The sequence below is a fragment of the Agromyces mediolanus genome (assembly GCF_023715325.1).
Taxonomy (GTDB): Bacteria; Actinomycetota; Actinomycetes; order Actinomycetales; family Microbacteriaceae; genus Agromyces; species Agromyces mediolanus_A.
The window spans coordinates 127714-154301 of the sequence record NZ_JAMBNX010000010.1; the positions used below are offsets into that span (position 1 = coordinate 127714).

Annotated in this window: 30 protein-coding genes and 1 pseudogene; 17 read left to right on the forward strand and 14 right to left on the reverse strand. The window is 70.6% G+C overall.

Annotated features, from left to right (window positions below):
• Positions 1 to 415: 415 nt before the first annotated feature.
• On the forward strand, positions 416 to 1540 hold the full coding sequence (locus tag M3147_RS16405; protein ID WP_251204489.1) for a hypothetical protein: 1125 nt from the start codon (positions 416 to 418) through the stop codon (positions 1538 to 1540).
• A gap of 107 nt (positions 1541 to 1647) precedes the next feature.
• Here the strand turns inward: M3147_RS16405 and M3147_RS16410 are convergent, their stop codons facing one another.
• Together M3147_RS16410 and M3147_RS16415 are read right to left on the reverse strand one after the other, a co-directional pair.
• On the reverse strand, positions 1648 to 2049 hold the full coding sequence (locus M3147_RS16410; protein WP_251204490.1) for a hypothetical protein: 402 nt from the start codon (positions 2047 to 2049) through the stop codon (positions 1648 to 1650).
• Positions 2050 to 2241: 192 nt separating this feature from the next.
• Positions 2242 to 3177 (reverse strand): LysR family transcriptional regulator, encoded by a 936-nt coding sequence (locus tag M3147_RS16415; RefSeq protein ID WP_251204491.1) that lies wholly within the window; start codon positions 3175 to 3177, stop codon positions 2242 to 2244.
• 183 nt (positions 3178 to 3360) lie between these two features.
• On the opposite strand from M3147_RS16415, the gene M3147_RS16420 reads away from it, so the two are divergent.
• The 3 genes and pseudogenes from M3147_RS16420 to M3147_RS16430 form a co-directional block, all read left to right on the forward strand.
• Complete coding sequence (locus tag M3147_RS16420; RefSeq protein WP_251204492.1) at positions 3361 to 3870, forward strand: helix-turn-helix domain-containing protein; 510 nt, start codon at positions 3361 to 3363, stop codon at positions 3868 to 3870.
• Positions 3857 to 5173 (forward strand): type II toxin-antitoxin system HipA family toxin, encoded by a 1317-nt coding sequence (locus M3147_RS16425; RefSeq protein ID WP_251204493.1) that lies wholly within the window; start codon positions 3857 to 3859, stop codon positions 5171 to 5173. The genes M3147_RS16420 and M3147_RS16425 overlap by 14 nt, the downstream gene beginning before the upstream one ends.
• A 100-nt stretch (positions 5174 to 5273) precedes the next feature.
• Positions 5274 to 6101, forward strand: a pseudogene (locus tag M3147_RS16430) (EamA family transporter); the annotation flags it as partial.
• Positions 6102 to 6131: 30 nt separating this feature from the next.
• Here M3147_RS16430 and M3147_RS16435 read toward each other — a convergent pair.
• From M3147_RS16435 to M3147_RS16445, 3 genes are all read right to left on the reverse strand, one after another.
• Positions 6132 to 7724 carry an ABC-F family ATP-binding cassette domain-containing protein gene (locus tag M3147_RS16435; protein ID WP_251204494.1) on the reverse strand — a complete coding sequence of 531 codons (1593 nt, stop codon included), beginning with the start codon at positions 7722 to 7724 and terminating at the stop codon, positions 6132 to 6134.
• Positions 7725 to 7825: 101 nt separating this feature from the next.
• Positions 7826 to 7993: a hypothetical protein gene (locus tag M3147_RS16440; protein WP_251204495.1), complete on the reverse strand. Its 168-nt coding sequence runs from the start codon at positions 7991 to 7993 to the stop codon at positions 7826 to 7828.
• A 9-nt stretch (positions 7994 to 8002) separates the two neighbouring features.
• Entirely contained in the window at positions 8003 to 8620 is a 618-nt protein-coding gene (locus tag M3147_RS16445) for a hypothetical protein (protein WP_251204496.1), read from the reverse strand.
• Between the two features lie 217 nt (positions 8621 to 8837).
• On the opposite strand from M3147_RS16445, the gene M3147_RS16450 reads away from it, so the two are divergent.
• The gene (locus M3147_RS16450; RefSeq protein WP_251204497.1) at positions 8838 to 10178 is read left to right on the forward strand and encodes a hypothetical protein; all 1341 of its coding nucleotides are present in this window, start codon (positions 8838 to 8840) and stop codon (positions 10176 to 10178) included.
• 27 nt (positions 10179 to 10205) lie between these two features.
• Here M3147_RS16450 and M3147_RS16455 read toward each other — a convergent pair whose 3' ends face one another.
• Entirely contained in the window at positions 10206 to 10613 is a 408-nt protein-coding gene (locus M3147_RS16455; RefSeq protein ID WP_251204498.1) for a VOC family protein, read from the reverse strand.
• A gap of 109 nt (positions 10614 to 10722) precedes the next feature.
• On the opposite strand from M3147_RS16455, the gene M3147_RS16460 reads away from it, so the two are divergent.
• The gene (locus tag M3147_RS16460) at positions 10723 to 10998 is read left to right on the forward strand and encodes a hypothetical protein (RefSeq protein ID WP_251204499.1); all 276 of its coding nucleotides are present in this window, start codon (positions 10723 to 10725) and stop codon (positions 10996 to 10998) included.
• A gap of 56 nt (positions 10999 to 11054) precedes the next feature.
• On the opposite strand, the gene M3147_RS16465 is transcribed toward M3147_RS16460, so the two are convergent.
• Entirely contained in the window at positions 11055 to 12224 is a 1170-nt protein-coding gene (locus M3147_RS16465) for a Cmx/CmrA family chloramphenicol efflux MFS transporter (RefSeq protein ID WP_251204500.1), read from the reverse strand.
• 290 nt (positions 12225 to 12514) lie between these two features.
• On the opposite strand from M3147_RS16465, the gene M3147_RS16470 reads away from it, so the two are divergent.
• Positions 12515 to 12859, forward strand: a complete 345-nt coding sequence (locus tag M3147_RS16470; RefSeq protein ID WP_251204501.1) for a hypothetical protein — start codon at positions 12515 to 12517, stop codon at positions 12857 to 12859.
• A gap of 16 nt (positions 12860 to 12875) precedes the next feature.
• On the opposite strand, the gene M3147_RS16475 is transcribed toward M3147_RS16470, so the two are convergent.
• Positions 12876 to 13358: a hypothetical protein gene (locus tag M3147_RS16475; RefSeq protein ID WP_251204502.1), complete on the reverse strand. Its 483-nt coding sequence runs from the start codon at positions 13356 to 13358 to the stop codon at positions 12876 to 12878.
• Positions 13359 to 13505: 147 nt separating this feature from the next.
• Here M3147_RS16475 and M3147_RS16480 point away from each other — a divergent pair, with 147 nt between their 5' ends.
• From M3147_RS16480 to M3147_RS16495, 4 genes are all read left to right on the forward strand, one after another.
• Entirely contained in the window at positions 13506 to 14681 is a 1176-nt protein-coding gene (locus M3147_RS16480; RefSeq protein ID WP_251204503.1) for a DUF4303 domain-containing protein, read from the forward strand.
• Complete coding sequence (locus M3147_RS16485) at positions 14678 to 15301, forward strand: HD domain-containing protein (protein WP_251204504.1); 624 nt, start codon at positions 14678 to 14680, stop codon at positions 15299 to 15301. The genes M3147_RS16480 and M3147_RS16485 overlap by 4 nt, the downstream gene beginning before the upstream one ends.
• A 192-nt stretch (positions 15302 to 15493) precedes the next feature.
• A complete protein-coding gene (locus M3147_RS16490; protein ID WP_251204505.1) occupies positions 15494 to 15736 on the forward strand; it encodes a hypothetical protein in 243 nt (80 codons plus the stop codon).
• 83 nt (positions 15737 to 15819) lie between these two features.
• Positions 15820 to 16182 (forward strand): DUF805 domain-containing protein, encoded by a 363-nt coding sequence (locus M3147_RS16495; RefSeq protein ID WP_251204506.1) that lies wholly within the window; start codon positions 15820 to 15822, stop codon positions 16180 to 16182.
• 109 nt (positions 16183 to 16291) lie between these two features.
• Here the strand turns inward: M3147_RS16495 and M3147_RS16500 are convergent, their stop codons facing one another.
• From M3147_RS16500 to M3147_RS16515, 4 genes are all read right to left on the reverse strand, one after another.
• Entirely contained in the window at positions 16292 to 17185 is an 894-nt protein-coding gene (locus tag M3147_RS16500; RefSeq protein WP_251204507.1) for a nucleoside hydrolase, read from the reverse strand.
• Between the two features lie 67 nt (positions 17186 to 17252).
• Positions 17253 to 18134, reverse strand: a complete 882-nt coding sequence (locus M3147_RS16505) for a carbohydrate ABC transporter permease (protein ID WP_251204508.1) — start codon at positions 18132 to 18134, stop codon at positions 17253 to 17255.
• A gap of 1 nt (position 18135) precedes the next feature.
• Entirely contained in the window at positions 18136 to 19080 is a 945-nt protein-coding gene (locus M3147_RS16510) for a carbohydrate ABC transporter permease (protein ID WP_251204509.1), read from the reverse strand.
• Positions 19077 to 20369 carry a sugar ABC transporter substrate-binding protein gene (locus tag M3147_RS16515; protein WP_251204510.1) on the reverse strand — a complete coding sequence of 431 codons (1293 nt, stop codon included), beginning with the start codon at positions 20367 to 20369 and terminating at the stop codon, positions 19077 to 19079. The genes M3147_RS16510 and M3147_RS16515 overlap by 4 nt, the downstream gene beginning before the upstream one ends.
• A gap of 238 nt (positions 20370 to 20607) precedes the next feature.
• Between M3147_RS16515 and M3147_RS16520 the strand changes: the two genes are divergently transcribed.
• The 3 genes from M3147_RS16520 to M3147_RS16530 all read left to right on the forward strand — a co-directional run bounded on the left by M3147_RS16520 (position 20608) and on the right by M3147_RS16530 (position 23173).
• A complete protein-coding gene (locus tag M3147_RS16520; protein WP_251204511.1) occupies positions 20608 to 21621 on the forward strand; it encodes a LacI family DNA-binding transcriptional regulator in 1014 nt (337 codons plus the stop codon).
• Positions 21622 to 21937: 316 nt separating this feature from the next.
• Complete coding sequence (locus M3147_RS16525; protein WP_251204512.1) at positions 21938 to 22405, forward strand: VOC family protein; 468 nt, start codon at positions 21938 to 21940, stop codon at positions 22403 to 22405.
• A gap of 318 nt (positions 22406 to 22723) precedes the next feature.
• Positions 22724 to 23173: a DUF6389 family protein gene (locus M3147_RS16530; protein WP_251204513.1), complete on the forward strand. Its 450-nt coding sequence runs from the start codon at positions 22724 to 22726 to the stop codon at positions 23171 to 23173.
• Between the two features lie 2 nt (positions 23174 to 23175).
• On the opposite strand, the gene M3147_RS16535 is transcribed toward M3147_RS16530, so the two are convergent.
• Positions 23176 to 23388 carry a helix-turn-helix domain-containing protein gene (locus tag M3147_RS16535; protein WP_251204514.1) on the reverse strand — a complete coding sequence of 71 codons (213 nt, stop codon included), beginning with the start codon at positions 23386 to 23388 and terminating at the stop codon, positions 23176 to 23178.
• The gene (locus tag M3147_RS16540; protein WP_251204515.1) at positions 23388 to 23885 is read right to left on the reverse strand and encodes a DUF2975 domain-containing protein; all 498 of its coding nucleotides are present in this window, start codon (positions 23883 to 23885) and stop codon (positions 23388 to 23390) included. Before M3147_RS16540 ends, M3147_RS16535 begins: the two co-directional genes overlap by 1 nt.
• A gap of 96 nt (positions 23886 to 23981) precedes the next feature.
• Between M3147_RS16540 and M3147_RS16545 the strand changes: the two genes are divergently transcribed.
• Genes M3147_RS16545 through M3147_RS16555 form a run of 3 tightly spaced genes read left to right on the forward strand, consistent with a single transcriptional unit; the run spans position 23982 to position 26427 of the window.
• On the forward strand, positions 23982 to 24863 hold the full coding sequence (locus M3147_RS16545; RefSeq protein ID WP_251204516.1) for a DsbA family protein: 882 nt from the start codon (positions 23982 to 23984) through the stop codon (positions 24861 to 24863).
• A 2-nt stretch (positions 24864 to 24865) separates the two neighbouring features.
• Positions 24866 to 25732, forward strand: a complete 867-nt coding sequence (locus M3147_RS16550) for a cytochrome c biogenesis CcdA family protein (RefSeq protein ID WP_251204517.1) — start codon at positions 24866 to 24868, stop codon at positions 25730 to 25732.
• Between the two features lie 53 nt (positions 25733 to 25785).
• Entirely contained in the window at positions 25786 to 26427 is a 642-nt protein-coding gene (locus M3147_RS16555) for a GntR family transcriptional regulator (RefSeq protein WP_251204518.1), read from the forward strand.
• Positions 26428 to 26588 lie beyond the last annotated feature (161 nt).

The window sequence follows — 26588 nt, forward strand, 5'->3', positions numbered from 1 at the left end:
CTCGCAAGCCGCACACGATCCAGCCTGGCCGTGTTCACGGAGACCTGACCAGCCGCCGCCGCCGACCTCCGAACACCAAACAAACTGTCGGCAAATCCGAGGTCGCGACGCCGTATCGCCCCCCCTCGTGAGGATGACGATGCGCAATGAGAGCGTCAACCAGGGCACCGTCCCTCCTGATTGGGGGTTCTTGCACGGGCGCGCGATTGGCTAGCTTGAACGGGACCATGGAGGAAATTTGAGTCGTGACGTTGTGATTAACGCGTTCCTGCCGTCGGCTGGAATTGAGGATCCGCACCGGTTTGCCGGCCGGCGGAGCCAGATCAGGGATCTAACGAATGCTCTCTACTCAGAGGGCAGCGTTCCCCTGATTCTCGGGCAGCGCGGGCTCGGGAAATCAAGTCTCGCTCTCCAGATGAGCCGAATCGCCAAAGGAGATGTTGAACTCCTGGATGAGCTTGAACTGGCCCGGCTCGCCCTAGGGTCCGAGCGTCAATTCATGACGTTTTTCGTGTCTTGCACGGACGCGACCAAGAATCTGACCGGCTTGCTCCAATTGATGATCAACGCTGTCGAGGCCCAGAAATTTGAGCTCGCGAAAGAGCACCAAGACAAGTTTGCGCTGATCGACAAGACCACTCGGCGGAAGCTATCCCTGAAGCTGTTCACGTCCGAGACGACGAAGAAATTCGAAGTCGCCATGACTGAACTGAACACGAAGAAGTTCTCGAACACCGAGAAGCTTGTGCATCTGACGGAAACGCTGACCGACGTCTACGGACAGCCCGTGCTCTTCATCATTGATGAGATAGACCGCATCGCGCCGATCAAGGGACTCGCAAGTTTTCTAAAGTCACACTCGAGTTCGATACTAAAATTCGCGCTCGTGGGCATTGGGGCCAACCAAGGCGAATTGATAGCCGACCACGCCTCGATTCATCGCCAGCTAATGACCGTGATGGTAAAGCCTATGTCGCAGGAGGAACTCGAGAGCATCGTCGAGCGCACTGAAGAGTACCTCGCTGAGAACGACGAGCCCTTCGAGTTCTCTGCCGACGCGCGAACACGACTCGCGCGAGTTGCATCAGGATTCCCCTGGTTTGTGCACGTCATTGGGCAATCCGCGCTCTTGCTGGCAGACGAGCTAGGGACGCGGGATGTTGTGACGAAGACAATCAATGAGGCAATCATTGAGCTCGCATCCAACCGATTCGCGCGCATGTACTACGACCTGTATCAGCAAGCTGTTCGAGACTCACCGCAGCGTGAATACGTGCTACGGCTTTGTGCACTCTGGAGCGACGAAGACATCCCCACAAGCGAGATTTACCCCCGAGCCAAACGGCTGGGAGTGGCCGCACCGTCCAACTACTTGGGCCACCTAACTCAGGCGAATTGCGGAACTATATTAGTGCGATCTCACCAGCAGTCGCGAGCGCTCTATCGATTCAAGGACGACATGTTCAAGGTCTACGTCCGCGCGCGCCCGTCGCTCTACGAGGGTTTCAAGGAAGAGACTGAAGCCGCGATGCGCGCGTAGAAGGTTGCCGATTCCGCCACCCCAGTAACGTTCAACAGGATGCCGCCGGACGCCCCAACCGTGAATCGCACCTGTTCCATGACGGGTAGGACCGCGGGCCCGGGCATTCAACTCGCCGGCAGCTCCACCGACACGTATCCGCCGACCTGTTCGTCGCCGCCCGCGGCATCCGGTTCGAGCGTGGCGCGAAGGCCGGACGCGATCGTGACCTCGACCGGCGGCAGGGTGGAGCACCCGGTCGACCAGTCGTCATCGCTCGCGACGACCGTCAGGCAAACAGCGCTTCCCTGCGGGTCGTTCGCCTCCGAGGCGAAGTACTTCGTTCCGATCGAGTCCTCGCCGATGTAGCGAACGGTGTCCCGATAGATCGTGTCGGGAAGGTTGTCGAGCGAGGGCGGCAGGTCTGACGCCTGCTGCTCGCGGTCGAAGATCGCGAGGTCGAGCGGCGACAAGGAACATCCCGCCAGAACCGCGACGACCGAGAGCGCCGCGGCGGCACCGATGATCACGCGAACCGGGTGCAGAACGCACGTTCTCGACGACTGGGACATGCGAACCTCGCGCTCACAAACGGACGATGTTCAGCGATTCTGCTGGATCATCGACGCGGCCACAAGAGGCATCCCAGGTCCGAGCCAGGCAGCCGTGGCCACGTGAACCAACTTGGAAAATCAGTCACGCCTTGAAAGGCCCTGGAATCCCTACACGCTGCCACGCCCCGCCACCACCGCCCACACCCCCTCCAACACCACCTGCAGCGCCGGCGAGTCCGCCTGACTCCGCCGGTGCACGGCCGACACCCCCCTGGTCGACGCGGGCTGTGCCGTCGGGATCGCGACGAGCTCCGGATGCAGCTCCGGCCGCCCCATCCGCGGCACCAGCGCGACCCCGAGGCCGGCGCGCACGAGCTCCAGATGGTTCTCGAACTCCATCGACTCGTGGACGATGCGGGGCGCGTTCGAGACGCCGTCGAAGAGCCGCCGCAGCCACTGGCGGCAGATGGTCGAGTCGAAGGTCGCGATCCAGTCCTCGTCGGCGAGGTCGGCAGGAGTCAACGAAGAGGCGCCGGACAGCGCGAGTGGGTGGTCGCGGCGCAGGATCACGTCCGCGACATCCGTGAACAGCGGCGTCTCGACCAGGTGATCAGGCATCGCGAGCGCGACGCCGCCCCAGCGATGCACGATGCCGAGGTCGCGCTGCCCCGACGCGACGAGCGCGATCGTCTCCCACGGCTCGCTCTCGCGCAGCGGCACGCGCAGCTCGGGATGTTCCGCCCGCAGCTTCGGCAGCACGTCGACGAGCAGGCCGCGCACCGCGGTCGAGAACACGCCGATGCGCACCTCGCCGACGACGGGTCCACGATCGGCGGCGGGACCGCCCGCGAGGTGCAGGTCGGCTTCGATCCGCTCCAGCTCGGCGAGCACCGTCGCCGACGAGGTCACGAGCTGGCGACCGGCATCCGTCAGCACCACGCCGCGCCCCGCACGCTCGAGCAGGGCGACGCGCGTGCCGCGCTCGAGCCGCTTGATCTGCTGCGACACCGCGGACGGCGTGAAACCGAGCGCGTCCGCCGCCGCCGCGACGCTGCCGTTGGTGGCCACGGCGCGCAGCGCGACCACGGCTTCGAGATCGATCATGCACGGATGCTACCGAATCATCCGGCCGACCCGTCATCACCGCTTCCGATCACTGATGGAAGAGATGCGTTCCTTCACTGATGAATGGAACACTTTCGTTCCACGTCGGCCCGTTTCACGGTAATATGGAAGGAATTCGTTCCAACCATCCGCATGGGCTGAATTCGTTCCATAGGGAGGGACATGCTGGTCACCGACCTCGCCGAGCTCGGCGAACTCATCCGCCGCCGGCGCACCGAGCTCGGCCTGTCTCAAACCGCGCTCGCCGAACAGGTCGGCAGTACCCGGCAATGGGTCTCCCGGCTCGAGCTCGGCAAGAACGACATCAGCACGGCCCGACTCTTCGCCGTGCTCGACGCCCTCGAGCTGAACCTCGACCTTCGGCCACCGCGCGCGATGCATTCGATGCCGGGCTCGAGCACCTCGATGCGCTCGATCATCCCCGCAGAGAGCCTGAACGCGATCGCGCGATCGGTCTCGCAGCTCAAGCGGCCCGACCGAGACCAGATGCTCAAGAGCCTCACAGCGGTGGTGCAATCGATCACCCTTCCCGACCGCAGCGAGATGCTCAAGAACATGGAGGCGACGATCGAAGGCCTCCGCGCGAGCCAGCAGTTCGGCGCACGCCCCGAACGCCCCGAATCCTCTGAACTGGCCGCCGCCTCACCGGAGCAGCCCGATGCCCAGCCTTGACGTCTACCTCTACGGCGCGCACGTCGCCGAGCTCGAACTCCTCGGGCCGCAGCAGTATCGACTGAGCTACCGCAGCGAGTGGCTCGACGACGAAGCACGGATGCCGCTGAGTCTGTCGCTCCCCCTCGGCGCCGCGCCGATCACGGGCCCGACGCTCACCTCGTTCCTCGACAATCTGCTGCCAGACAACGCCGATGTTCGCGAGCGGTGGGCGCTCGAGGCGAGCCTCGTCACCACCGAGCCGTTCGAGCTGCTCCGCGTCTACGGCAGCGACGTCGCCGGCGCCATCCAGTTCGCCGAGACGGGCACCGACCCGAACGAGAACGGCGCGGCCGAACCCATCAGCGATCGCGAGATCGCGGCCCGGATCCGGGCGATCCGCGACGACGAGACCAGCTGGCAGGATGCCGAGCGGCACACCGGCTACTTCTCGCTCGGCGGCGCGCAGGGCAAGTTCTCGCTCGGCAACCTCGGCGAGGGATGGTACGAGCCGACCGGCAACCACCCGACGACGCACATCATGAAGCCGCGCGTCCGCGGCCAGCAGGACGGCGAGCTCATCGAGTACCTCACGATGACCATCGCCCAGGCTGCCGGGATCTCGACGGCGGTGGTGCAGCTCGGACAGTTCGAAGATGAGCACACACTGGTAGTAGAGCGGTTCGATCGCCTCGCCAAGGAGGACGGGAGCAACGTCGTCCGCCTGCACCAGGAGGATCTCGCCCAGGCGACCGGCGTCACCCGGCTGCAGAAGTACGAGTCCCGAGGCGGGCCCGGGTATCGCGACGTCCTGCGTCTCCTCGACGAGCACGGCCCCGACGAGCGGAAGGCCGCGTCCAAGCTGACCTTCGTGCAGGCTCTGGTGTTCTCGTGGATGGTGCTGAACACCGACGCGCACGCGAAGAACTACTCGGTGTTCATTCGCCCCGACGGGGTCGAGCTGACCCCGCTCTACGACGTCAGCAGCTTCGTGCCGTACGCCGGGCGGATCGAGCACACGCACCGGGAGCGCGCCGCAGCGTTCTCGAGGACGAAGCTCTCGATGCGGATCGCGGCCGACTACGAGGCCGGTGAGCAGTCGTGGTTCGAGTGGGAGGCGGTTGCGCGCGAAGCCGGCCTCGAGCGCGCCGCGATCACCGACTGGGCCACTGCCCTCGCCGACGCGTTGCCCACGCTCGCCGCGGCGGTCGCGACCACCTTGCCCGCGCATCTTCAGACGGATGTCGTTGCCCGCTTCGTCGAACGCCTGCCCATCCGTGCGGCGCAGGCCGCCGCGGCGGTCGCGAAACCCGTCCGAGCGTAACTCTGGCGACTCTGTACGAACGCTACCGAATCATCCACAGAAACCATCGCTGGTGTTTCCGGATGCCGTGCGCTGAACTCGGAGGATGACGCGACGGGACATGCTGCTGGCCGCCCTCGTGGCGACGATGTGGGGCTTCAACTTCGTCGTCATCGACTGGGGTATGACCGGCATCCCGCCACTGCTGTTCGTCGCGATCCGCTTCGCCGTCGTCGCCCTCGCGGTCATCGTCGTGCCCCGCCCACTCGCGAGCTGGAAGACCGTCGTCGGCGTCGGCCTCTTCATGAGCCTCGGCCAGTTCGCCCTGCTCTACACCTCGATGGCGCTCGGCCTGCAGCCGGGCATCGCCGCGCTGCTGCTGCAGGCGCACGTCGTGCTCACGATCGTGGTCGCGGCGCTCGCGCTCCGCGAGCGGCCGACGCGGATGCAGACCATCGGCGTGCTCGTCGGCACGATCGGGTTGGGGGTCGTCGCGTTCGGACGCGGCGGGGATGCCCCGGCCCTCGCCGTCGTGCTCGCCCTGCTCGCCGCGCTTTCGTGGGCGATCGGCAACGTCATCTCGCGGAAGGCCGGACCGGTCGCCCCCGCGAAGCCCCTCGGCGCCCTGTCGCTCACGGTGTGGTCGTCGCTCGTCGTGCCGCTGCCGGCGCTCGGGCTGTCGGCGCTCATCGAGGGGCCCGACGCGATCGTCGCGGGCCTCGCGGCGTTCGGCTGGCGACCGATCCTCTCGACGCTCTACACCGCCGGGCTCTGCACCCTCATCGGCTACGCGATCTTCAACGCCCTGCTCGCGCGCAACCGCGCCGCCTCGGTCGTGCCGTGGGTGCTGCTCGCGCCGGTCGTCGCGATGGCGTCGGCCGCGCTGCTGCTCGGCCAGGTGCCGAACGTGTGGGAGACGGTCGGCGGCGCGGTGCTCGTCGCCGGTGTCTTCATCGCGAACGCGCCGACGCGGCGACGCTCACAGCGCCCCGGTCGCCGGCTTCTCGACGACGCGGGCGTCGCCCTCGAAGGAGAGCAGCCGGTCGGCGAGCTTGTCGACGAAGAAGCGGTCGTGCGAGACCACGACGACGGCGCCGGGGAAGTGCGTCAGCGCCCGCTCCATCACCTGCGTCGAGGTGATGTCGAGGTGGTTGGTGGGCTCGTCGAGCACGATCACCGCGGCGCCTGAGAGCAGGCACTGCGCGATGGCGACGCGCGCCCGCTGGCCACCCGAAAGGGTGCCGATCTTCTGCTGCAGGTCGGCGTCCGAGAACTGCAGCATCGCGAGGAACCGCGCCACGCTCTTCTTCGTCGCCGTGAACGCGAGCGAGTCGGGGTACGCGTTCACCGCGTGGCCGACGGTGTCGGTCAGGTCGAGTTCGGCGTACACCTGGTTGTACGACACGAAGCGGGCGCCTTTCGCCCAGCGCACGGTGCCCGCATCGGGCGACGTCACCCCGGTGAGCACGTCGAGCAGGGTCGACTTGCCGGATCCGTTCGGTCCGATCACCGCGACCCGGTCGCCGCGCTGCAGGTCGAACGAGAGCCCGTCGAACACGGGAGCACCGCCGAACGACTTCGACAGCCCGGTGACAGTGAGCAGGTCGTTCGACACCTTCAGCCCGTCGTAGATCGAGGTGATGATCTGGTCGATCGGGCGCGGCGCCTGCCGCTTCTTGATGTCGGCCAGTCGGCGCGCGACGGCGTTCGAGGGGTTGCGCGCCGCTTCGCGACGGGCGGATGCCGCGGCCTGCTCGTAGGCGAGCAGCTCCTCCTCGTGCGCGAACTGCTTCTCGAGCATCTTCAGCCGGGACTGCTTCGCGTGCACGTACGCCGAGTAGTCGCCCTCGTACTCCTGCAGCCGGTAGTTCTCGATCTCGATGATGCGGTCGACGACGCCGTCGAGGAACTGCCGGTCGTGCGACACGACGAGCACCGCCCCGGCGAAGCCCTGCAGCCAGTTCTCGACCCACTTCACGCCGTCGAGGTCGAGGAAGTTCGTCGGCTCGTCGAGCAGCAGCACATCGGGCGCCTGCACGAGGATCAGCGCGAGCGCGGCGCGGTTGCGCCATCCGCCCGACAACCGGTCGACGGGCAGGTGCCGGCGCTCCTCGTCGAAGCCGAGCCGCGTGAGCACCGTGTCGATCGTGGTCTCGTACGTCCAGCCGCCGATGGCGTCCATCCGCTCGAACAGCGCGCCCTGCTCGGTGAGGAGCTTGTCCATGGCCGAGGCATCCATCGGCTCCGCGAGCTGCGCGCCGATCTCGTCGAGCCGCCTCTGCGTCTCGTGCACCTCGGTGAAGTGGTCGCTCAGCGTCTGCTGCACACTGCGCTCGCCGTCGAGCTCCGAGAACTGCGAGAAGTAGCCGATGGTCGTGCCCTGCGTGACGTCGACCGTGCCGCCGGTGGGCTCGCGCCGGCCGAGCACGATCTCGAGGAACGTGGACTTGCCGGTGCCGTTCTTGCCGATGAGGCCGACGCGGTCGCCCTTCCGGAGTTTCAGGAAGGTCTCCTTCAGCACCGGTCGCCCGTCGTAGTCCATGCTGACGTCGTTCAGGCGGATCAGGCTCACGGGTGTCCTCGCGTCGGGGGTCGGGAGCGGCGAGACGGATGCCTCAAGCCGCCAGTCGACTCTACCGAGCGCAGCTGTGCCGGAGCCGCGATGCGAATGGCCTAGTCATGACCTTCCTCGCGATCGATGTCCCGGACCATCGAGGTCAATCCCACGAGCAGGAAGGCTCCGCCAATGACGTAAAGAGCCGCCGGCAGACCTGGGAAGAAGCACAGAACGAGCAGGAGCACGAGGCCCACGCCACCTACCACACCGCCGTAGCTACTCATCGTCCGAACCTACCGGGAGAACTGCAGAGAGCTTGCGACGTTGCGGAAGCCTGCGAGGTCGGCGGTTCTACCGAGCTGGCCGGTTGTGCTTCCACCGGAGTTCGCGTCCGCCCAGAGCTGGATACGGCACGGCGAGAGCGGCGCCACGGACTCGATGTTGTCGTTCAGGATGTAAATCGCATCAAAGCTCCAGTAGGCATCGGGGTAATTTCCTGCCTGACTGCAAGGATTCGCACGGCTGGTCGTGAACGTGCGGCTGAATCCCGCGTAGTTCCGGTCGACCCACACCTGCCCGAGTACCCATGTCGCCATTGGCTGGACCTCACTAGAGCGTGCGGATTCCGAAGAAGCCACTGTCAGCTCTGTGGTGGTGCCCGAGCTGACGACCATGAGGTCGAAGTCGTCGAGTATCTTCTGGGCGAGCTCGCTCTCGGTCGCAGCGCACGCAGACTTGCCGGAACTGATCTCAGTCCAGCAGGTCGGGGACTCTGGTGTCGGCTGGACGATAGTGGCGCCAGATTCCGCTGACCCTTCATCGGCTGACGCAAGCGCGCCCGCAGTCGGACCGCTGCTGAGCGCCGCCCCCATCACAAGTCCCGAGACAAGAAGGATCCGTACTCGCTTCATTACCCATTCCCCGCTCTCTCCGGTATGCCGGATGAAGACTCACCCTTGCATGGGATGCCACCAGAGGGGGCAGAGTTGTCCACAACCCAAGAAGACCCGGTACCTGAGCATGGAAGCCCCCCTCGTCGATGGGCGCTGCCTCCTGGCCACGCAGTCCGGCCTCAGCGGAAGCCCCGGCTAGGCTCGCAGGGCAGGAGCGCGCGCAAGAGGGGGACACGTGTCAGGGGCCAAGCGAACCAAGATCGCGCGCGCGAAGCGCACGACGCACGAGGAGGCGCTGCCCACCCGGCGCGTGGTCGCGATCGAAGCCGTGCGCGCGAGTGTCGTCGCGGCACTCCTCGGCTGCGCCGTGCTGCTCATCCTCGACACCCTGTTCATGCTCGTGGCTGACGCGCTCGTCGGCGTGCTCGCCGGCGGCTCCGCAGACAACTTGGGCCGGCTCGGACGCGGGGTCGTCGCAGCCACCGCCGCGGCCATCGTCACCCTCGGCCTCCTCGCGGGATTCCTCGCGACCGCCGGGCGGTTCGCGCTGGCCGAGTTCCTCGCCCGACTCGATCCGAAGGACCGGCGTCTCCGGGACACGATGCGCGTGCGCGGCCAGGTCTCCCCGTCGCCGTTCGGCCCCGCGATCGTCAGCGTGCTCGTCATCGGCGGCCTGGCACTCCTGGCCGCGGTGCCTTGCATCGTGCTGGCCGCGGAGTACGGTGCGCGCCCCGACGACGAGCTCTCCCGGGCGGAGTTCGGGCCGTGGCTGGCCTGGTCCGTCGCGCTCGTCGCGGTCGTCCTGCTCGCGACCGCCGCAGTGTGGTGGCTCGCGGTGCGGAACCGCCGGTGGGCGGCGGCGACGGCGACCCGCTTCCCGCGCGGCGTGGTCGGCGACGCCGGCCCAGCGGTGCGCGTGACCTCCCGCGCGCAGCGGCGGGCGGCCCGCCGCGGCTGGACGTTCCGCGACTGGCTCGGCTGGTGCGGCACGGTCTTCGTGCTCGCCGGCGCCGGCCTCGTCTTCCTCGGCGTGTACCTGCACCAGCCCGGGCTCTATGCCGACCCGATCAGGTACGCCCCCGACGTGGAGCGGTTCATCGCGACGGGCACGACGGTCGGTGGTGTGGTGCTCGGGCTCGGTCTGCTGATCTTGCTCGCCACCGGTCTCGGCTCGGCGGGCCGGGTGGTCGCGGCGCTGCGCCGGGCGACCGCCGACCCCGCCGCGGTGACCGACGTCGACCGTCGCGAGGTCCGCAGCGCCACCACCTCCCTCGCCGGCACGCTCACCGCGGCGCAGGCGTTCTGGGCCGCGTTCGGTGCGCTCGCAGCTGGATGGTGGTTCGCCGCGACCGTCGAGACGCCGGCGGACGGCGCATCGGCGAGCGCGCCCGAGCTGCTCGCCGGATTCGGTGGCACGCTCCTCCTCATCGTGTGGCTGCTCTGCGGGATCGGCCTCGTCGCGGCGCAGTTCGCGCTCAACGCGAAGGGCCCGGCGCTGCGCAACCGCTTCGGCTACGAGCTGCCGAGCGAGGCCGACGACCGGGAGTTCCCCGATCTGCCGCTGTTCGGTCAGTGAGGCGATCGCACCGTCACCCTCGGGCGGTCACGCCTCCTCGCGCGGCGGATTGTGCATGAATTCGATGCGGATGCCGTTGTCGTCCTCGACGAACGAGGCGTAGTAGCGCTCATTGAAGCGGGGGTACAGCTTCGGCTCGCGCACGACGCTCCACCCGGCATCCGTCGCCACGGCATGCAGCCGGTCGACCTCGTCGCGTGAGTCGACCGCGAAGGCGAGGTGCTGCCAGCCGACCCGTCCGTGCTCGTGCGGGCCGGAGTCGGGCTCGCGCGCGGCGAAGACGATGAACTCCGTCTCGCCCTCCTTGTACCAGGCGACCGAGTCGGCGTGCTCGCCCTCCTTCTCGAAGCCGAGGGCGGTGAGCACGGCGTCGAACTGCGCGATGCCGCGGCGGAGGTCGGCGACGGAGACGCCGAGATGGTCGAGAACTGGCATGCGCACCAGTCTGGCGGATGCCGGCGACGCCCGGATGGGCAGCGCTCCCCATTCCCCGACGGCGAGCACGGGGATAGCTTGGCCGCACGCACGATCGAAGGGAACACCGATGCGCACCACCATCCGCACGAAGACGGCGGCTCTCGCCGCCGCAGCGAGCCTCGCCCTCGGCGGCGGCCTCGCGCTCGCCACCGCGGCCCCGGCGAACGCCGCGTACGAGCAGATGCAGACGTACAGCAACTACCCCACCAAGCAGCGCTGCCAGTCGGAGCAGACCTACGCCTTCCAGCGCATCGCCGCGACCGGCCACACGCGCACCGCGTACACGCCGTGCCACTACCAGGACTCGAAGCGGAAGTGGATGTTCCAGGTCTGGTTCATCTGAGCCTGCGGCTGAGCCGAACGAGCTGAGGGCCGCCCCGCACCGAGGCGGCCCTCGACTCATCCCCGCCGCACCGCCGCGACGACCCCGGCGACCGCGACGAGCGCCGCGCTGACGAGCAGCGGCCCGACCGCGCCGAGCGCGCTCGCGTACGCCGCACCGCCGAGCACCGGGCCGACGGCCGCGCCCACGTTGAGCGACGCGGTCGCGTACGAGCCCGACATGGTCGGCGCTCCGACCGCAGCACGGATCGACGCGGCGATGAGCGTGCTGCCCACCGCGAACGACAGCGCGCCCTGCACGAAGGTCAGCGCGAACAGCGCGGCCGGGTTCGCGGCGAGCAGCGCGAAGGCGCACCAGCCGGCGAGCAGCGCGACTCCCCCGAAGCGCAGGATGCCTCGCGCGTGCCGATCGCCGAAGCGCCCCGCCGCCCACACGCCGAGGAACGAGCCGAGCCCGAAGAGCGCGAGCACCAGCGGCACCGCCGACGCATCGCGTCCGGCCCGCTCGGTGACGAGCGGGGCCAGGAAGGTGAACGCGCAGAAGGTCGCGCCGTTCACGAGCGCGCCGAGCGCGAGTGGGCGCAGGAGCGCCGGGCGGCGGAGCTCCGCGAGTTCGGTGCGGAGCGACGGCGCGTGCGCGGCGGCCGGCGCGGGCGACGGGCGGGATGCCGTCGAGGCATCCGTCCGCGTCGGCACCGCGAGCGCGACGCCGAGGAGCGCCGGCAGCGAGAGGACCGCGACGCCCCAGAGCGTCGCCCGCCAGTCGAGCACCGCGCCGACGGCGGCACCGGCCGGCACCCCGACGATGAGGGCGAGCGTCGTTCCGCCGAGGATCACGGCGAGGGCGCGGGCGAGACGCTGCGGCGACACGAGCGCCGACACCGTCGACAGGGTGACGGCGAGGAACCCGGCGTTGCAGAGCGCCGCGACGACGCGCGTCGCGAGCAGCACACCGAAGCTGGCGGTCAGGGCGCCGACGACGTGCATCGCGATGAAGCCGACGAGCAGCGCCGACAGCGCGATCCGCGGCGACCAGCGCCGGGCGAGCGCGGCCATGAGCGGGGCGCCGACGACCATGCCGACGGCGAAGGCGGTGGTGAGCAGCGCCGCTTCGGGCACGGTGACGTCGAGATCCGCGGCGATCGCCGGCAGCAGGCCGGCGAGCATGAACTCCGAGGTGCCCTGCGCGAAGACCGCGACGGCGAGCAGCACGATGAGGATTGGCATGAGTGAACTCCGATGGGGGGTGACGGTCGGTCGATGACGGACCGGCACACCGGAGGCCCGAACCAGGGCTGAGTGCAGCGCCGAGGCGATGCAGCGAAGCGCGCGCCGCTCAGCGGACGCGATCGAGGTTCGAGCTACCGGCGGGCCGGCAGCTCGACTCTGGATGCTTCGGGAGAACTCACCCGGCCAGGCTAGCGGATGCCTCGGGGGCGAAGCTCGCGTCCGTTGATAGGGTGCCCTGGAGGCGCGTCGTGAACGGGAGCGGCGCCGAGTCCCGGGGGTACGTCAACGTGAGCGATTCTTCGAGCGAAGTCCGGACCGCGACCCCGTCCCCGCGTCTCGCGTTCCGGTACCTCGTCGTCGGGCTGGTGGCTGAGCTCGTCGCGCTCGGGTCGTGGTTCGGCGTCGCTCTCCTGGAGCAGGGTTCCGGGCCGGCGGTCGCGTTCACTGTCGTCGCCATCGTGCTGCACGCGTTCTCGCTCGCGTTCCTGCTCGCCGCGACGATCTTCGGCATCGTGAATCTTCGCCGGCGAGTGCAGCCCACCGCCCTCCAGGTGCTGGCGGCTCTCGCGCTCCCGATCGCCACCGTGCTCCTGGTGCCCGCCCTCGTGGTGTTCTTCTTCATCACCACGTAGTTCCCCGCCCGGGCGATCATCCGATCGGCTGCGCGGATGCCTCGACGACGAGCGTCTCGAAGCGGAACGGGCCCGGGCACTCGCCGAAGACGCCCGTGCGCTCGACGACCACCGGGATCTCGTACTCGCCGTCGACGAGGGACGCGCCGTCGCCGGCCTCGACGACCACGCGGAGCATCCGTTCGTTCCCGTCGCCGTACGCGCCCTCGCCGAGGTACGGCGCCTCCTGCGGCACCCGCCAGACGCCGCCCGGCATGGTCTGGCCGACGGTCGGCTCGGCGCCGCGCTCGACGGGCGCGGGTGCGCACCCGGCGCCGAAGCAGGCCGAGACGAGCGCCCCGTCGGGAAGTGCGGGGTCGAACCCGACGACCGCGGGTCCGTCGTAGAGGTACCCCACGGCCGGACACGCGACGACGCCGGGCCCGGCGCAGCCGGTCAGCGCGAGCGCGAGCCCGCCGACGAGTGCGGTCGCGGCGGCAGTCGTTCGGCAGAGGGGCATGCCTCGAGCCTGGCAGGGCCTCGCGACGCACACGGGCGCCCGCCGCATCCGTTGCCGAAGCGATGCGCGATCGTCGCCGAACCGAGGCCGGGCGCCCCCAACCTCGCGCGCCTTCCACTCGTCGGTGGCGCATGCGAGGATCGGCATATGAGCGCATCCGCCCTGACCACCGCCGACTGGCGCGCGCTCGAGGCGCACATCGCCGAACGCTACGCCGAGGCGGTCGACGCGTTCCTCGAGGAGCACGCCGGGGAGCGCGTCTACGGCGTCGCCGCGCACGTGTTCTACGGCGAGACGGGCGCAGTGGTGGCCTGGCCCGCGCTCGCGGTCGGCAGTGAAGAGTCGCTCGCCGCCACCGCAGCGGCGTCGCGCTTCACTCCGGACGAGCTGCGGTGGAGCCCTGCCGACTGGGCGTTCCAGCTCGATCCGAGCGAGGCCGACGATGCCTGGGCGGCCCGGGTCGAGGCGGCGGCCCGCGCCGGCGACGAGGCGCACTGGGAGGCCGTGTACGAGCGGTTCCTCCGCGCCTTCGCGAGCGCGGCCAAGCAGGCGAAGAAGCGGCTGCGCGGCGAGGGCGCGGTCGCCCGCGGCTTCATCGCGGTCGCGATGGACGAGGAGTGGGAGCTCGTCCCGCTGAGCCTCACGAACGCGGAGCTCGGACGGCACTTCCCGGAGCTCGGCGAAGAGGCGCAGGAGCTGGCCCGACTCGAGGCGCTCCCCGTGCCCGAGCGGGCCGCGGCCCTCGGCGAGCTCATCGACGCGTACACGCCGGGCATCGTCTCCACCGAGCAGGCGGAGCGGTTGCTGCTCGGGCTCGGCGAGGCATCCGTCGACGTCGCGCTCGAGCGCATGCCCCGCTCGCAGCGCCGCTGGCAGTGGGCGAAGCTGCTCGCCGATCTCGGCATCCCCCGCGACGGCGCGATCGAAGCGCTCGCGACCGTGCTGCGGGCGAAGAAGCTGCCGGAGCCCGACCGCGCCTGGGCGGCCGCCGCGCTCGCGCGGCTGGGCCGTCTCGACCTCGTGCTCGCCGAGGCCGAGCGGGTTCCTCGCACCGTGCTGCTGCGCGGGCTCGCCGCGCCGTACACCTCGTTCCGCGACCGGGCGGTCCGACACCTGCCGCTCGACTATGCGCCGCTCGAGGCCGCGCTGACCGCACATCCGGAGCTCGCCGAGGCGATGCTCGACGAACTCCGACCCGGCAGCGGGTTCTGCACGATCGACCCCGGCGAGGCGTCCACCGCCCGCGCGGCGCTCGACTCCCCGTTCGAGGTCGTGCGTCGGCACGCACGCCTGGTGCTCGACGATGCCGGGCGGTCAGCATGAGCCGAGCACCCGACACCGAGACCGGTGCCGCGCTGCTCCGCATCGCGGCCGAGGCATCCATCCCGTCCGGCGCGTTGCGCGACGCGGGGCTGATCGACGCCGTCCCAGAGCTCGCGGCGCTCGCCACCACGCCGCAGGACCCGCAGTGGCACCCGGAGGGCGACGTGCTCGTGCACTCCCTCGACGCAGCCGACCGGGCGGCCCGTCTCGCCGACGAGCTGAGCGCCGCGCCCGACCGGCGTCGTCTCCTCATGCTCGGAGCCCTGCTGCACGACGTCGGCAAGCCCGCGACGACGCGCGAGCGAGCGGGACGTATCACCTCGCTCGGGCATGCCGAGCACGGTGGCACGCTGGTTCGCGAACTGGGCGCACGCCTCGGCTGGCCGGGGTCGCTCGTCGAACCGCTCGCCGCCCTCGTCGAGACCCACATGGCGCACGTGTCCGTGCAGGGCGAGCCCACGCGGCGCGCCGTGCGCCGGTTGCGCACCCGGCTCGAGGCCGCAGGCACGACGCTCGCCGATTGGGCGGTCGTGGTGCGCTGCGACGGCGAGGCACGCGGGGCCGCGGCACGACCGGATGCCTCGATCCCCTGGCTGCGCGTCGCCGCCGAGCTCGACTGAGACCCGCCTGCCCGCCTACCCTGCCCGCCTGCCTCGCGCTCGCCCCTGCCTTCCCTCGCCCCGAACGACGGCGGTATGGCTGAGCGCTCACATGGGCAGCCCTGCCCATTCCTCCGGCGACCGCCCCTCGCTAGCCTGGGGCCACGCCACCGCGGGCGACCGCCCCGGTGGATCCTCGGGGAAGGAACGCAGATGCGTGCACGTGCAGCAAAGACCCTGGCGGCTCTCGGAGTCAGCCTCGCGATGGTGTTCGGCGGCTCGGCGGTCGCCGCGAACGCGGCACCCCAGACCTGGTACTACATCACGGGCTACAGCCAGACCGACTGCCAGCGCATCTCGAATCAGTACCGGGGGCTCGGGGCTCGCATCGTGACGGCATGCCACAAGCGTTCCTACGACCAGAAGTGGGCGTTCTCGTACTACTGGATCAACTGAGCCGGCGCCCGAGCCCGACGCATCGAGCTCTCCCTGGCCGCCGCGCAGCAGTAGGCTGACGGCATCCGAGGGAAGGACCGGGCATGTCGTTCGGCGAGGCGATCCAGACCGTGCTGCGCAAGTACGCGGAGTTCACCGGCCGCGCCGGGCGCCCCGAGCTCTGGTGGTGGATCCTGTTCTACGCGCTCGTCGCGAGCGCGCTGTCGGTGTTCAGTGTCGTGCCGTTCGGCGACGGCGGAAACCTCGGCACCGTGCTCTCGAGCCTCTGGAGCATCGGCATGCTGCTCCCCACGCTCGCCGTGATCGTGCGCCGGCTCCGCGACGTCGGCCTCGGCTGGGGACACGTGTTCTGGCTGCTCGTGCCGATCGCGGGGCTCATCGTGCTGGCGATCTTCCTGTCGCGCCCGGGCGTGCCCGCCGAGGCATCCGCCGACCTCCCGGCGTGACCCGGTCCTCCGCCGCCGCGCCTCCGCCCGGCTCGGCCCCGGCCGGCGCTGCCCAGCCCGGCTCTGCTCCGCCCGGCTCGGCCCCGCCCGGCTCTGGCCCGCGGGGAGCTTAGGCGACCACCCGGCTCCCGGCCGCGACGATGGCGGTGACGATGTGCTCGGCCACGGCCTCCGCGTCCAACTCGCGCACCACCCGCGTCGCGCCGCCGCCGGGGGTGAACACGCTCCGCCCCTCGCCCTCGCCGTCGCGCTCGATCGTCACGGTGCCGGGCTCGGAGAGCTCGAACAGCCCCGGCTCGGTCAGGGTGAGCACGGTCACGGGGTCGTGCGGCACGTTCCACTCGACGTTCCAATAGCGCCACCACTGCTCGATCTCGGCCACGATGACCCCGCCGAGCGGTCCGGCCGCGCCGATGCGGTCGAGCTGATCCCGGCGGATCTCCACGCGCCGGGTCACCTCGAGCCCGGTCACCGTCGTCGGGATGCCGGCGGCGAAGACGAGCTCGGCGGCGGCGGAGTCGCTGCGCAGGTTGTGCTCGGGCTCGTCGTCCGTGAAGGAGCCGCCCATGATCCAGAGGTGGCGCACGGCGCCGGCGAAGCGCTCGTCGGCCTCGATCGCGGCGGCGATGTTCGTGAGCGGCCCGATGGCGACGACGTCGATCTCGCCGGGGTTGCCGACGACCTGCGCGACGAGGAAGTCGACGGCGTCGCCCGGCTCGACGCGCTCGCCCTCGAGGTCTTCGTGCAGCGCCCCCTCGTGCCCCGCCCACCAGATCTCCCGGCCGGAGCGGGTCTCGGCGCGACCGGCGTAGACGGGCACGTCGCGACCGGCGAGCTCGACAATGCGGCGACTCATCCGGGCGCGCAGCAGAGTGTCGCCGTACACGGTCGTGACGCCGACGAGCTCGACGGCGGGAAGGCCCAGCAGCTGGCTGAGCGCCATGGCGTCGTCGACGTCGGAGCCGAGGTCGGTGTCGAGGATGACTCGGTGGGCAGCGCGCATCGGCGGTGCTCCTTTCGGGGTGGTACGAGTGGTGCGAGTGGTGCGAGTGGTGCGGGCGGCGGGTCGACTACTTGAGCCCGGTCGTGGAGACCGACTGGATGAAGTAGCGCTGGAAGCCGATGATGATCGCCAGCGGAATGAGGATGAGGATCACGGAGGCCGCGAACAGCACCCCGTAGTCGACGGCGAACTGCCCCTGCAGGTTCGACAGGGCGACCGGTCCGACGACGTGGTCGCGGTCGGTGCCCATGAGCAGCGGCCAGACGTAGGCCTGCCACTGGAACAGGAACAGCATGAGCCCGGCGCCGATGAGCGCCGGCACCGACAGCGGCAGGTAGATGCGGCGGAATACCCCCCACGGGCCGAGGCCGTCGAGGCGCGCGGCTTCCACGAGCTCCTCGGGGATCGCGAGGAAGAAGGTGCGCAGCAGGAAGATCGCCATGCCGTTGCCGAGCCCCGGCAGGATCAGGCCGAAGAAGGTGTTCTGCAGGTTCCAGTCGCGGAACATGTCGGCCAGCGGGATCGCGATCGCGTCGAACGGGATCAGGAACGACAGGATGATCACCGAGAACAGCAGTCCCTGACCGCGGAACTTGAACGCCGACAGCCCGTACGCCGCGGTCGCGCAGATCGCGAGGCCGACGACGACCGTCACGAGGCTGATGAACAGCGAGTTCAGGATGGCCCGGCCGAGGTCGGTGTCGAGCAGGGCGAAGTAGTTGTCGAGCGTCGGGGTGAGCGTGAAGAAGGTGCGCCACTCGAGCGGGTTCAGGTAACGGAACGTCTCGTCGCCGGGACGCAGCGAGTTCACGACCGTCCACCACAGCGGGATGAGGAACGCGAGGCCGATGACGGCGCCGAGCACGGAGGTGCCGACGGGGCCGAGGCGGCGGCGCGTCGAGCGCCGACGGCCGGCGGGCGCCTGAGACGGAGCGAGGGATGCGGTCATGTCAGTCCTCCGTCCGGAGCAGGCGGAACTGCAGGGCGACGATCACGAGCGTGATGAGCACGAGGATGACGACCTCGGCCTGCGCGGTGTTCAGATCGCCGAGCGTGTACGCCCTGGTGAAGATGTCGTACATGAGGAGGTTCGTCGACCCCTCCGGCCCGCCCTTCGTGAGGATCTGCACCGGCGCGAAGACGAGCAGGTTCGACACCGTGTCGGCGACGAGCACGAAGGCGAGCGGCCGGCGCACGAGCGGGAAGGTGATGGTCCACAGCTGCCGCCACCAGGAGGCGCCGTCGAGCGAGGCCGCCTCGTAGTAGGAGCGCGGGATGTCGTTGATGCCCGCGATGAGGAACATCATCCAGTAACCGACGCCGATCCACGACAGCAGCACCATGATCGACGCGAGCGCCTGCTGGGGCGAGGTGAGGAACGGCTGCGCGGGCAGCCCGAACAGTTCGAGGAATCCGTTCGCGAGGCCGTCGGGCCGGTAGATGACGCTCCAGATGACCGCGGACACGGCGGGCGGCACGGCGATCGGCAGGATGACGAGCGAACGCCAGATCTTCGACCCGGCCGCCTTCCGCGTGTAGAGCACCGCGAGCAGGAATGCGGTGGCGACCTGCAGCGGGTTGATCAGGATCGTGAAGACGACGGTGACGAGCAGCGCGTTCTGGAAGTCAGGGTTGCCGAACAGCTCCAGGTAGTTGCCGAGCGCGACGAACTGGGTGCCGCCGAGCAGGCTCGTGCGGAACAGGCTGTCCCAGAGCGCCACGGCGGCCGGCGCGAGCCGGAGCACGAGCAGCGCGACGAGCGCCGGGGCGAGGAAGGCGAGGGCGATGAGGGCGGGATGCCTCCGCCCGCGCCGTGTCGGGCGGGCCGGCGGCGCCGGCCGCACCGCCCGGCGGGCGCGGGGGTCCGCGCCCGCCCGGGTGGTGGGAGTGGTCATCGCAACTTCTTCCAGGCGTCCTGGATCTGCGTGGTCGCCTGCTCGAGGCGGGCGGCCGGGTCGGAGCCGTTGCGGATGTCGGCGAAGGCCGTGTTCATGGCCGACTCGAACTGCACGTAGCCGACCGAGACGGGCCGGGGCACGGCGGTCTCCTCGATCTCGTAGGTGATGAGGTCGGCGACGCCCGCAGCGTGCTCGCCGCCGAGCTCCTCGAGTCCGGGCAGGTACGTCGCGGCGGCTTCGGAGTTCGACGGGATGATCGTCGTCGCCTCGGTCGTGGTGAGGGCGCCGGCCGGGTCGAGCGCGGCGAACTCGATGAACTCGCGCGCCGCGTCCTTGTTCTTCGATGCCGTGTTCACGCCCCACGACCAGGAGCCGGTCGGGGTCGCGACCTCGCCGCCCTCGAAGTACGGCATCGGGGCCACGCCCCAGTCGAAGCTCGCGTCCGAGGCGAAGCGGCCGACGTCCCACGGGCCGCCGACGAAGAAGGCGACGTTGCCGTCGATGAAGACGGGCGCGGTCTGGAAGCCGCCGACGCCGCGGGGCGAGAGACCGCTCTCGAAGGTGTCGCCGTACCAGTCCATGGCCTTCACCCAGCCGTCGTTCGTGACGTCGACGGTGAGCATGTCGTCACCGATGATGCCCGATCCACCGCCGAGGGACTCGGCGAGGGGCTGCAGCTGATAGTACGCCTCGACCTGTTCGAGCAGCAGGCCGTACTGGGTGCCGGCGGCCTGGGCGGCGCGGCCGGCGTCGGCGGTCTGCTCCCACGTCCAGCGGGCGGCGGGGTCGGCGGTCGGGGCCTCGACGCCGGCCGCGGCGAGGGCGTCGCGGTTGAAGAACAGCATCTGGGTCGAGTTCCAGACGGAGAGGGCCCACATCTTGCCGTCGTACTGGTTGATCTCGAACTGCGCGGAGCTCGTGGCGGCCTTCGCCTCGTCGGAGAGGTCGCTGAGGTCCTCGAGGAAGCCCTGCGCGGCGAGCTGCGAGAGGTTCGGCTGGTCGACGGCGTAGACGTCGATCGTGTCGTCCTTCGCGCCGAGCCGCTGCTGCAGCGTGCTCGAGTACTGGTCGAACGGCACCTGGGTGTAGTCGATGGTGATCTCGGGGTGCTCGGCCTCGAACGCCTCGATGACCGGGGCGAAGGTCGCCGGGTCCTCGGGGCCGAGGAACCGGACCGTGCCGGATCCGTCGCCGGCCGAGCCGGAGTCGGCGGGGGCCGAACAGCCGGCGAGGAGCACGGCGCTCGCCGCGACTCCGGCGAGCAGCAACGCTCGTGAACGCTTCATTGGGTGCACCTTCCGTCGGGGGAATCGTCGCCTCCGTCGTCCGCGCCGGGCGGGTCTGCCGTGATCGCGCCTGCTGTCGACGTGATCTAAGCGGATAGACGAAGCGGTTAGATGGCACTCTAGGCTACCGCTTCCAGCGGCGCAAGACACCGCCGTCGAGGCATCCGGATGCACGCCGCCGGTACGGCGCACTGCTAGCATCCATGCAGGTCTAACCGCTTAGCAGGAGGGAGCCGCGATGGCCACCGGACGCGACGTCGCCCAGCTCGCCGGCACCTCGACGGCGGTCGTGAGCTACGTCTTCAACAACGGCCCGCGCAACGTCTCCCCCGCGACCCGCGAGCGCGTACTCGCCGCCGCGGCCGAGCTCAACTACCGCCCGAACGCCCTCGCCCGGGCGCTGAGCTTCGGTCGCACCTCCACGATCGGGCTCATCGTGCCCGACATCGCGAACCCCTACTTCGGCGAGCTCGCCCGGGCCCTCGAGGACGCGGCCATGGAGCGCGGCGAGCTCCTCCTCATCGGCGACTCGAGCCTCGACCCCGAACGCGAGCGGCGGCACATCGCCGCGTTCGTCGAGCGGCGCGTCGACTCCGTCGTCATGATCTCCCTCCTCGACGAGCCCGACTTCACCGCGTTCGAGCAGGCCTCGACCCCGGTCATCGCCCTCCACCCGATCGCCGACGACGCCCCGGCCGCCTCGCTGACGATCGACTACGAGCTCGCCGCACGGGCCGCCGCCGCGCACCTCGTGGCCCACGACTTCGACTCGATCGGCCTTTTGAACGGCCCCGCCCACTCGGTCGGGGCCGGCCAGCACCGCCGCGGCTTCCTGGCCGCGGTCGGGGCGGCCGGGCGCGAGCTCCGGCACGACGAGCGCAACAGCGGCACCTCCCGGGCGGATGCCTCGGCCGTCTCGCTGCGCTGGCTCGCCGAGCCCGACCGCCCGCGCGCGATCACCTGCGCCACCGACGAGCAGGCCTACGGCGTGCTGCACGCCGCCTACCTGCTCGGCCTGCGCGTGCCGGAAGACCTCGCCGTCATCGGCTTCGACGGCACCGAGCACTCCGAATACGCGGTGCCGCCGCTCACCACCGTGCGCCAGCCGATCCGCGCGATCGCCGCGCGCGCGATCGAGCTCGTCGCCGAGGCCGCCGCCGAGCCCGCCGACGGCGCGGACTTCACCCGCGTCCGCGAGCTGGCCGGCCACGAGCTCATCGTGCGCGCCTCCTGCGGCTGCGCGCGCGACTGACCACTCTTCGGCCGCCGGCGTGCCGCCGACGAGGCATCCGCCCGCACTGCGCCCCCTGCGCGCTGCGCCCCCTGCGCCGCGCCCCCTGCGCCGCGCTCCCTCCCCCGCGCTCCCTCCCCCGCGGAGGAGATCCTCGCCGCAGGAGGCCTCCGCGGCGCCGAACGCCCTCCTGCGGTGACGATCTCCTCCGCCGCCGCACCGCCGCAGGGCGAGGCGGCCACCCGCCCCCGGGCGGCCGCTCCCTTCCCGGGAGGGCCGGGACGGCGTAGCCTGTGCCCCGACGCGCACACGCCCCATTCGATCAAGGGAGACCGTCATGGCCGCACTCGCAGCGATCCAGCCCTGCCTCTGGTTCAACGACCAGGCGCGCGAGGCGATGGAGTACTACGTCGGGGTGTTCCCGAACTCTCGGATCAACTCGGTGGAGGCCTACCCCGATGAGTCCCTCGACGAGCACTTCGCGGGCATGGCCGGCAAGGTCCTCAACGGCAGCTTCACCCTGAACGGGGTCGACTTCGTCTGCCTCGACGGCGGCCCGCTGTTCACCTTCAACGAGTCGATCTCGTTCGTCGTCTCCTGCGCCGACCAGGCCGAGATCGACCGGTACTGGGCGGCGCTCTCGCACGTCCCCGAGTCGGAGCAGTGCGGCTGGTGCAAGGACCGCTTCGGCGTGAGCTGGCAGATCATCCCGGCGAACATGTCCGAGCTGACGCAGCGCCCCGCGCAGGTGCAGGTGATGATGGCGCAGAAGAAGATCGTCATCGCGGAGCTCGAGCAGGCCTGACCTCCCGCGCCCCGCGGCCCCGCGCGCCCGCGCGCCTGCGCCCCCGCGCCTGCGCCCGCACCACCTCGCCCCGCCCCGCGCCCCTGTGCCCGCGCCCTCGCGCGCCCCGGACCCGCCCGCTCAGCCCCACTCAACCCGCGAGGGGGTCGCATTCCGACATCCGCTGCGCGATGCACCCGTAGTGATGTCGCGAATTGACCCCCTCGCGGGTGGGGGCGGGGGGCGAGGGGCGAGGGGCGAGGGGCGAGGGGCGAGGGTACAGGCTGGTGGCGCGGGGCGAGGGTACAGGCGGACCGGGCGGGCGGATAGCCTGGGCCGATGGATGCCTCCGCCTACGCCGCCGCCCTCCGCACCCAGCTCGACCGGGTCGCCGACGCGGCCGCCGCGAAGCTCGAGCGGATCGTCGCCGCGGCACCGGATGCGGCCGAAGAGCTGCAGCTGCTCGTCCACCCGGACCAGGACGGCGAGGGCGGCTTCTCCATCGTCGCGACCCTCGCGGGGCCGGACGCCTTCGTGCTGAACCGCGCGATCGAGGCCGACCGGACGCTCTTCGAGGTGGTGCACGGTGCACAGGGCCCCATCCCGGCGGTGCCGATGTTCGCCCCCGGGCGGGCGGGCTTCGAGGTGCGCGACGCCATCGTCGACACGGCGAGCGGATGGCTCGTGGAGCTCTGGGACCGTGCGGCTCGCGGACGCAGCCCGATCCCCGGCTACGTCGCCGGCATCGACGGCTGGGGCACGGTCGCGCCGGTCGAGCTCGACGCCTGAGCTCAGTCGCCGTCCGGCACCCACTCGAGCAGGTCGCCCGGCTGGCACTCGAGCACCCGGCACATGGCGTCGAGCGTCGTGAAACGCACCGCCTTCGCCCGTCCGTTCTTCAGCACGGCGACGTTCGCGGGGGTGAGGCCGACCTGTTCGGCGAACTCGCCCACGCTGAGCTTCCGCTTCGCGAGCTGCACGTCGATCCGCACGACGATCGGCATCAGATGACCGCCTTCAGCTCGGTGTCGAGCGCGGTCGCCTGGGCGAGGAGCGCTCGCATGACCACGACCGTCAGCACGACCGCGGCGCCCACGCAGACCACGCCGAAGAGGAGCATCGGCATCCCCGGGTCGCGGAGTTCCGGGGTGAAGAAGATGACGCCGACGACCACGGCGGAGGCTGCGGCGAACGCCGCCCAGCCGATCACGAGCGCCCACACCATCACGTCCACCCAGCGCAGCGCGCCGGGGGTGAAGATGCGGTCGTCGTGCACCAGGCCGAGCAGGCGCCAGATGCAGACAATCACCAGCTGCACGACGAGCAGCACGACGATCGCGGCCGCGAAGAGGATGCCCGGCACCGCTCCCAGTCCGGGATTGCGATCAGCCAGGTGCGCGAGCGTGCCGGGCACGCTGAGGAACTGGCCGACGAGGGTGCCCGCGAAGAGCACCACGAGCACGATCCGGAGCGGCAGCACCACCGCACTGAGCGACTTCATACATCGATACTCGCTCGCTATCTATCGATTGTCAATCGATATGGCCGGATGACTGGACTCAGAGTTCTCTTGGATACAAGTTGTATCCTGGCCCGGATGTCCAAGACGCCGCCCGAGAATCCCGCTCAGCCCGCCGCCACCGCCACCGCGAAGTCCGCCACCGCGAAGTCCGCCACCGGCCCCGGTCACGCCACCTCGCACGCCGCGGGGCTCGAGCGGCGGCTGCGCCGCTCCCGCATCCTGAACGTCGTGCTCGGAGCGCTCGCCGCGTTCCTCGCCGTCGTCGTCATCGCGCAGGCCCTGCCGGGATCGACGGGAAGCGCCGCGGCCGGCCCGGCAGCGAGCAGCGACGCACCCGCGGCGGGCGCGCCCGCCGGCGGCCAGAACCCGGAGAACCCGGCGATCGCCAAGCGCGACCCCGACGACCCCTTCGCGATCGGCAGCGTCGACGCGCCGATCGTGCTCGTCGAATGGGCCGACTTCCGCTGCCCGTTCTGCGCCGTCTTCATGAACGACACGATGCCGGTCATCCTCGACGAGTACGTCGACGCCGGGCTCGTGCGCTACGAGTTCCGCGACGTCGCGTTCTTCGGCGACGAGTCGACCGACGCCGCCGTCGCCGCGCGCGCCGCCGGCGAACAGGGGCGCTTCCCCGAATACCTCACCGCCCTCTACGCCGCCGCGCCCGAGTCCGGCCACCCCGACATGCCCCGCGAGAAGCTCATCGGCTTCGCCGAGACCGCCGGCGTCCCCGACCTCGCCCGCTTCGAGGCCGACCTCGACCGACCGGAACTCCGCAAGGCCGTCGCGCAGAGCACCGCCGACGCGCAGGCGCTCGGCGTCACGAGCGTGCCCTTCTTCGTCGTGGGCAGCCAGGCGATGGCGGGCGCGCAGCCGGTCGACGCCTTCCGCCAGTTCCTCGACGCCCGGCTCGTCGAGGCCGGCGTCGACGCCCCCGGGGCCGGCCAGGCGCGCTGACCGTGGAACTCGGCCTCGCGGGTGCGCTCGTCGGCGGCATCCTGACCTTGCTGAGCCCCTGCTCGGTGATGCTGCTCCCCGCGTTCTTCGCGTACGCGTTCACCACGCCCGGTCGCTTGATGACCCGCACGGGCGTGTTCTACCTGGGGCTCGTGACCACGCTCGTGCCGATCGGGGTGCTCGCGGGCACGGTCGGCGCCTTCGTGAGCGCCAACCGGGTGCTGCTCGTGACGATCGCCGCGGTCGTCGTGATCGTGCTGGGCCTCGTGCAGCTCATCGGCATCCCGCTGCCCGCGTTCACCCGGGCGCAGCCGGGCGACGTCGGCTCGATCACGTCCGTGTACCTGCTCGGCACGGTCTACGGCGTCGCCGGGATCTGCGCCGGGCCGGTGCTCGGCTCGGTGCTCGCCCTCGCGGCGCTCGGCGGCAGCCCCCTGCAGGGCGGCGTCGCGCTCGCGGTGTTCGCGTTCGGCATGACGGTGCCGCTGTTCGTGCTCGCGTTCGCGTGGTCCCGGTCAGCATGGGTGCGCCGGCTCGTGCGGCCGCGCACGGTGCGCATCGGCCGCTGGACGAACACGTGGACGCAGATCGTCGCGGGCCTGCTCGGGATCGGCATCGGTGTGCTGCTGCTCGTCACCGACGGCACCGCCGCCCTCGGCGGCGTGCTCGGGGCGACCGCGCAGTTCGAGCTCGAGGCATCCGCGCTCCGGCTCACCTCCGCGGTGCCCGACCTCGCGGTCGCGGGCCTCGCGATCGCGGTACTCCTCGGCGCCTGGCTGCTGCACCGTCGGAATCGACGACGGGCGGATGCCTCGGCCGGCGCCCCGGCGAACGTCGTCGCCGCAGGAGACGACGGACCGCTCGACTGACGCATCCGCCCCGGACGGATGCATCGAACGCCCCCGCACGCGATGATGGGTGGATGCCCACCCCGGAGAGCGCCGCGCTCCGCGCCCACGCCGCCATCCGCGGAGCGATTCTCGACGGCCGGCATCGTCCGGGCGAGATGCTCAGCGAGAACGAGCTCGCTCAGCGGCTCGGCATGAGCCGCACCCCGGTGCGGTCCGCGCTCACCCGGCTGCAGGACGAGGGCTGGATCACGATCTACCCGAACCGCGGTGCACTCGTGAGGGCGCTCAGCGACCGTGAGATCGCCGAGCTCGCCGATGCCCGGCTGATCCTGGAGGCGATGGGCGTGCAACGGGCGACGTCCCAGGTGCGCCGGGCGCTGGCGGACCGCCTCGAGCCGGAGCTCGACGCGCAGCGTGCCGCGCTGCTCGCGCGCGACCTGGACGGCTTCGTGACGCTCACGATCGCCTTCCACCGCTCCTTCGTCGAGGCGTCGGGCAATGCGGTGCTCGCCGAGGTCGCCGGCCGGCTGACCGACCGGCAACGGCTGTTGCTGAGCGCGCACCGCGAGACGCTCTTCGAGCGGGTCGAGGAGACCGTGGCCGAGCATCGCGCGCTCGTCGAGCGGCTGCGGGCCGACGATCCGGCCGGCTTCGCGGCGGTGCTGCGCCGCCACCTCACGGACACGCACGGCCCCGAGCTCGGTCCGGTCTGACGCGCCCGCGCTCGCCCTCGCCTGCCCCGCTCGCGCTCGCCCGGCCCCGCTCGCGCTCGCCCTCGCCTGCCCCGCCTCGCGCTCGCCCCGCATCCCCCGTTCCCCGAGGGGGTCACTTTCCGACATTCGCTCCGCCTGAGAGCGCAGCGCATGTCGGAAAG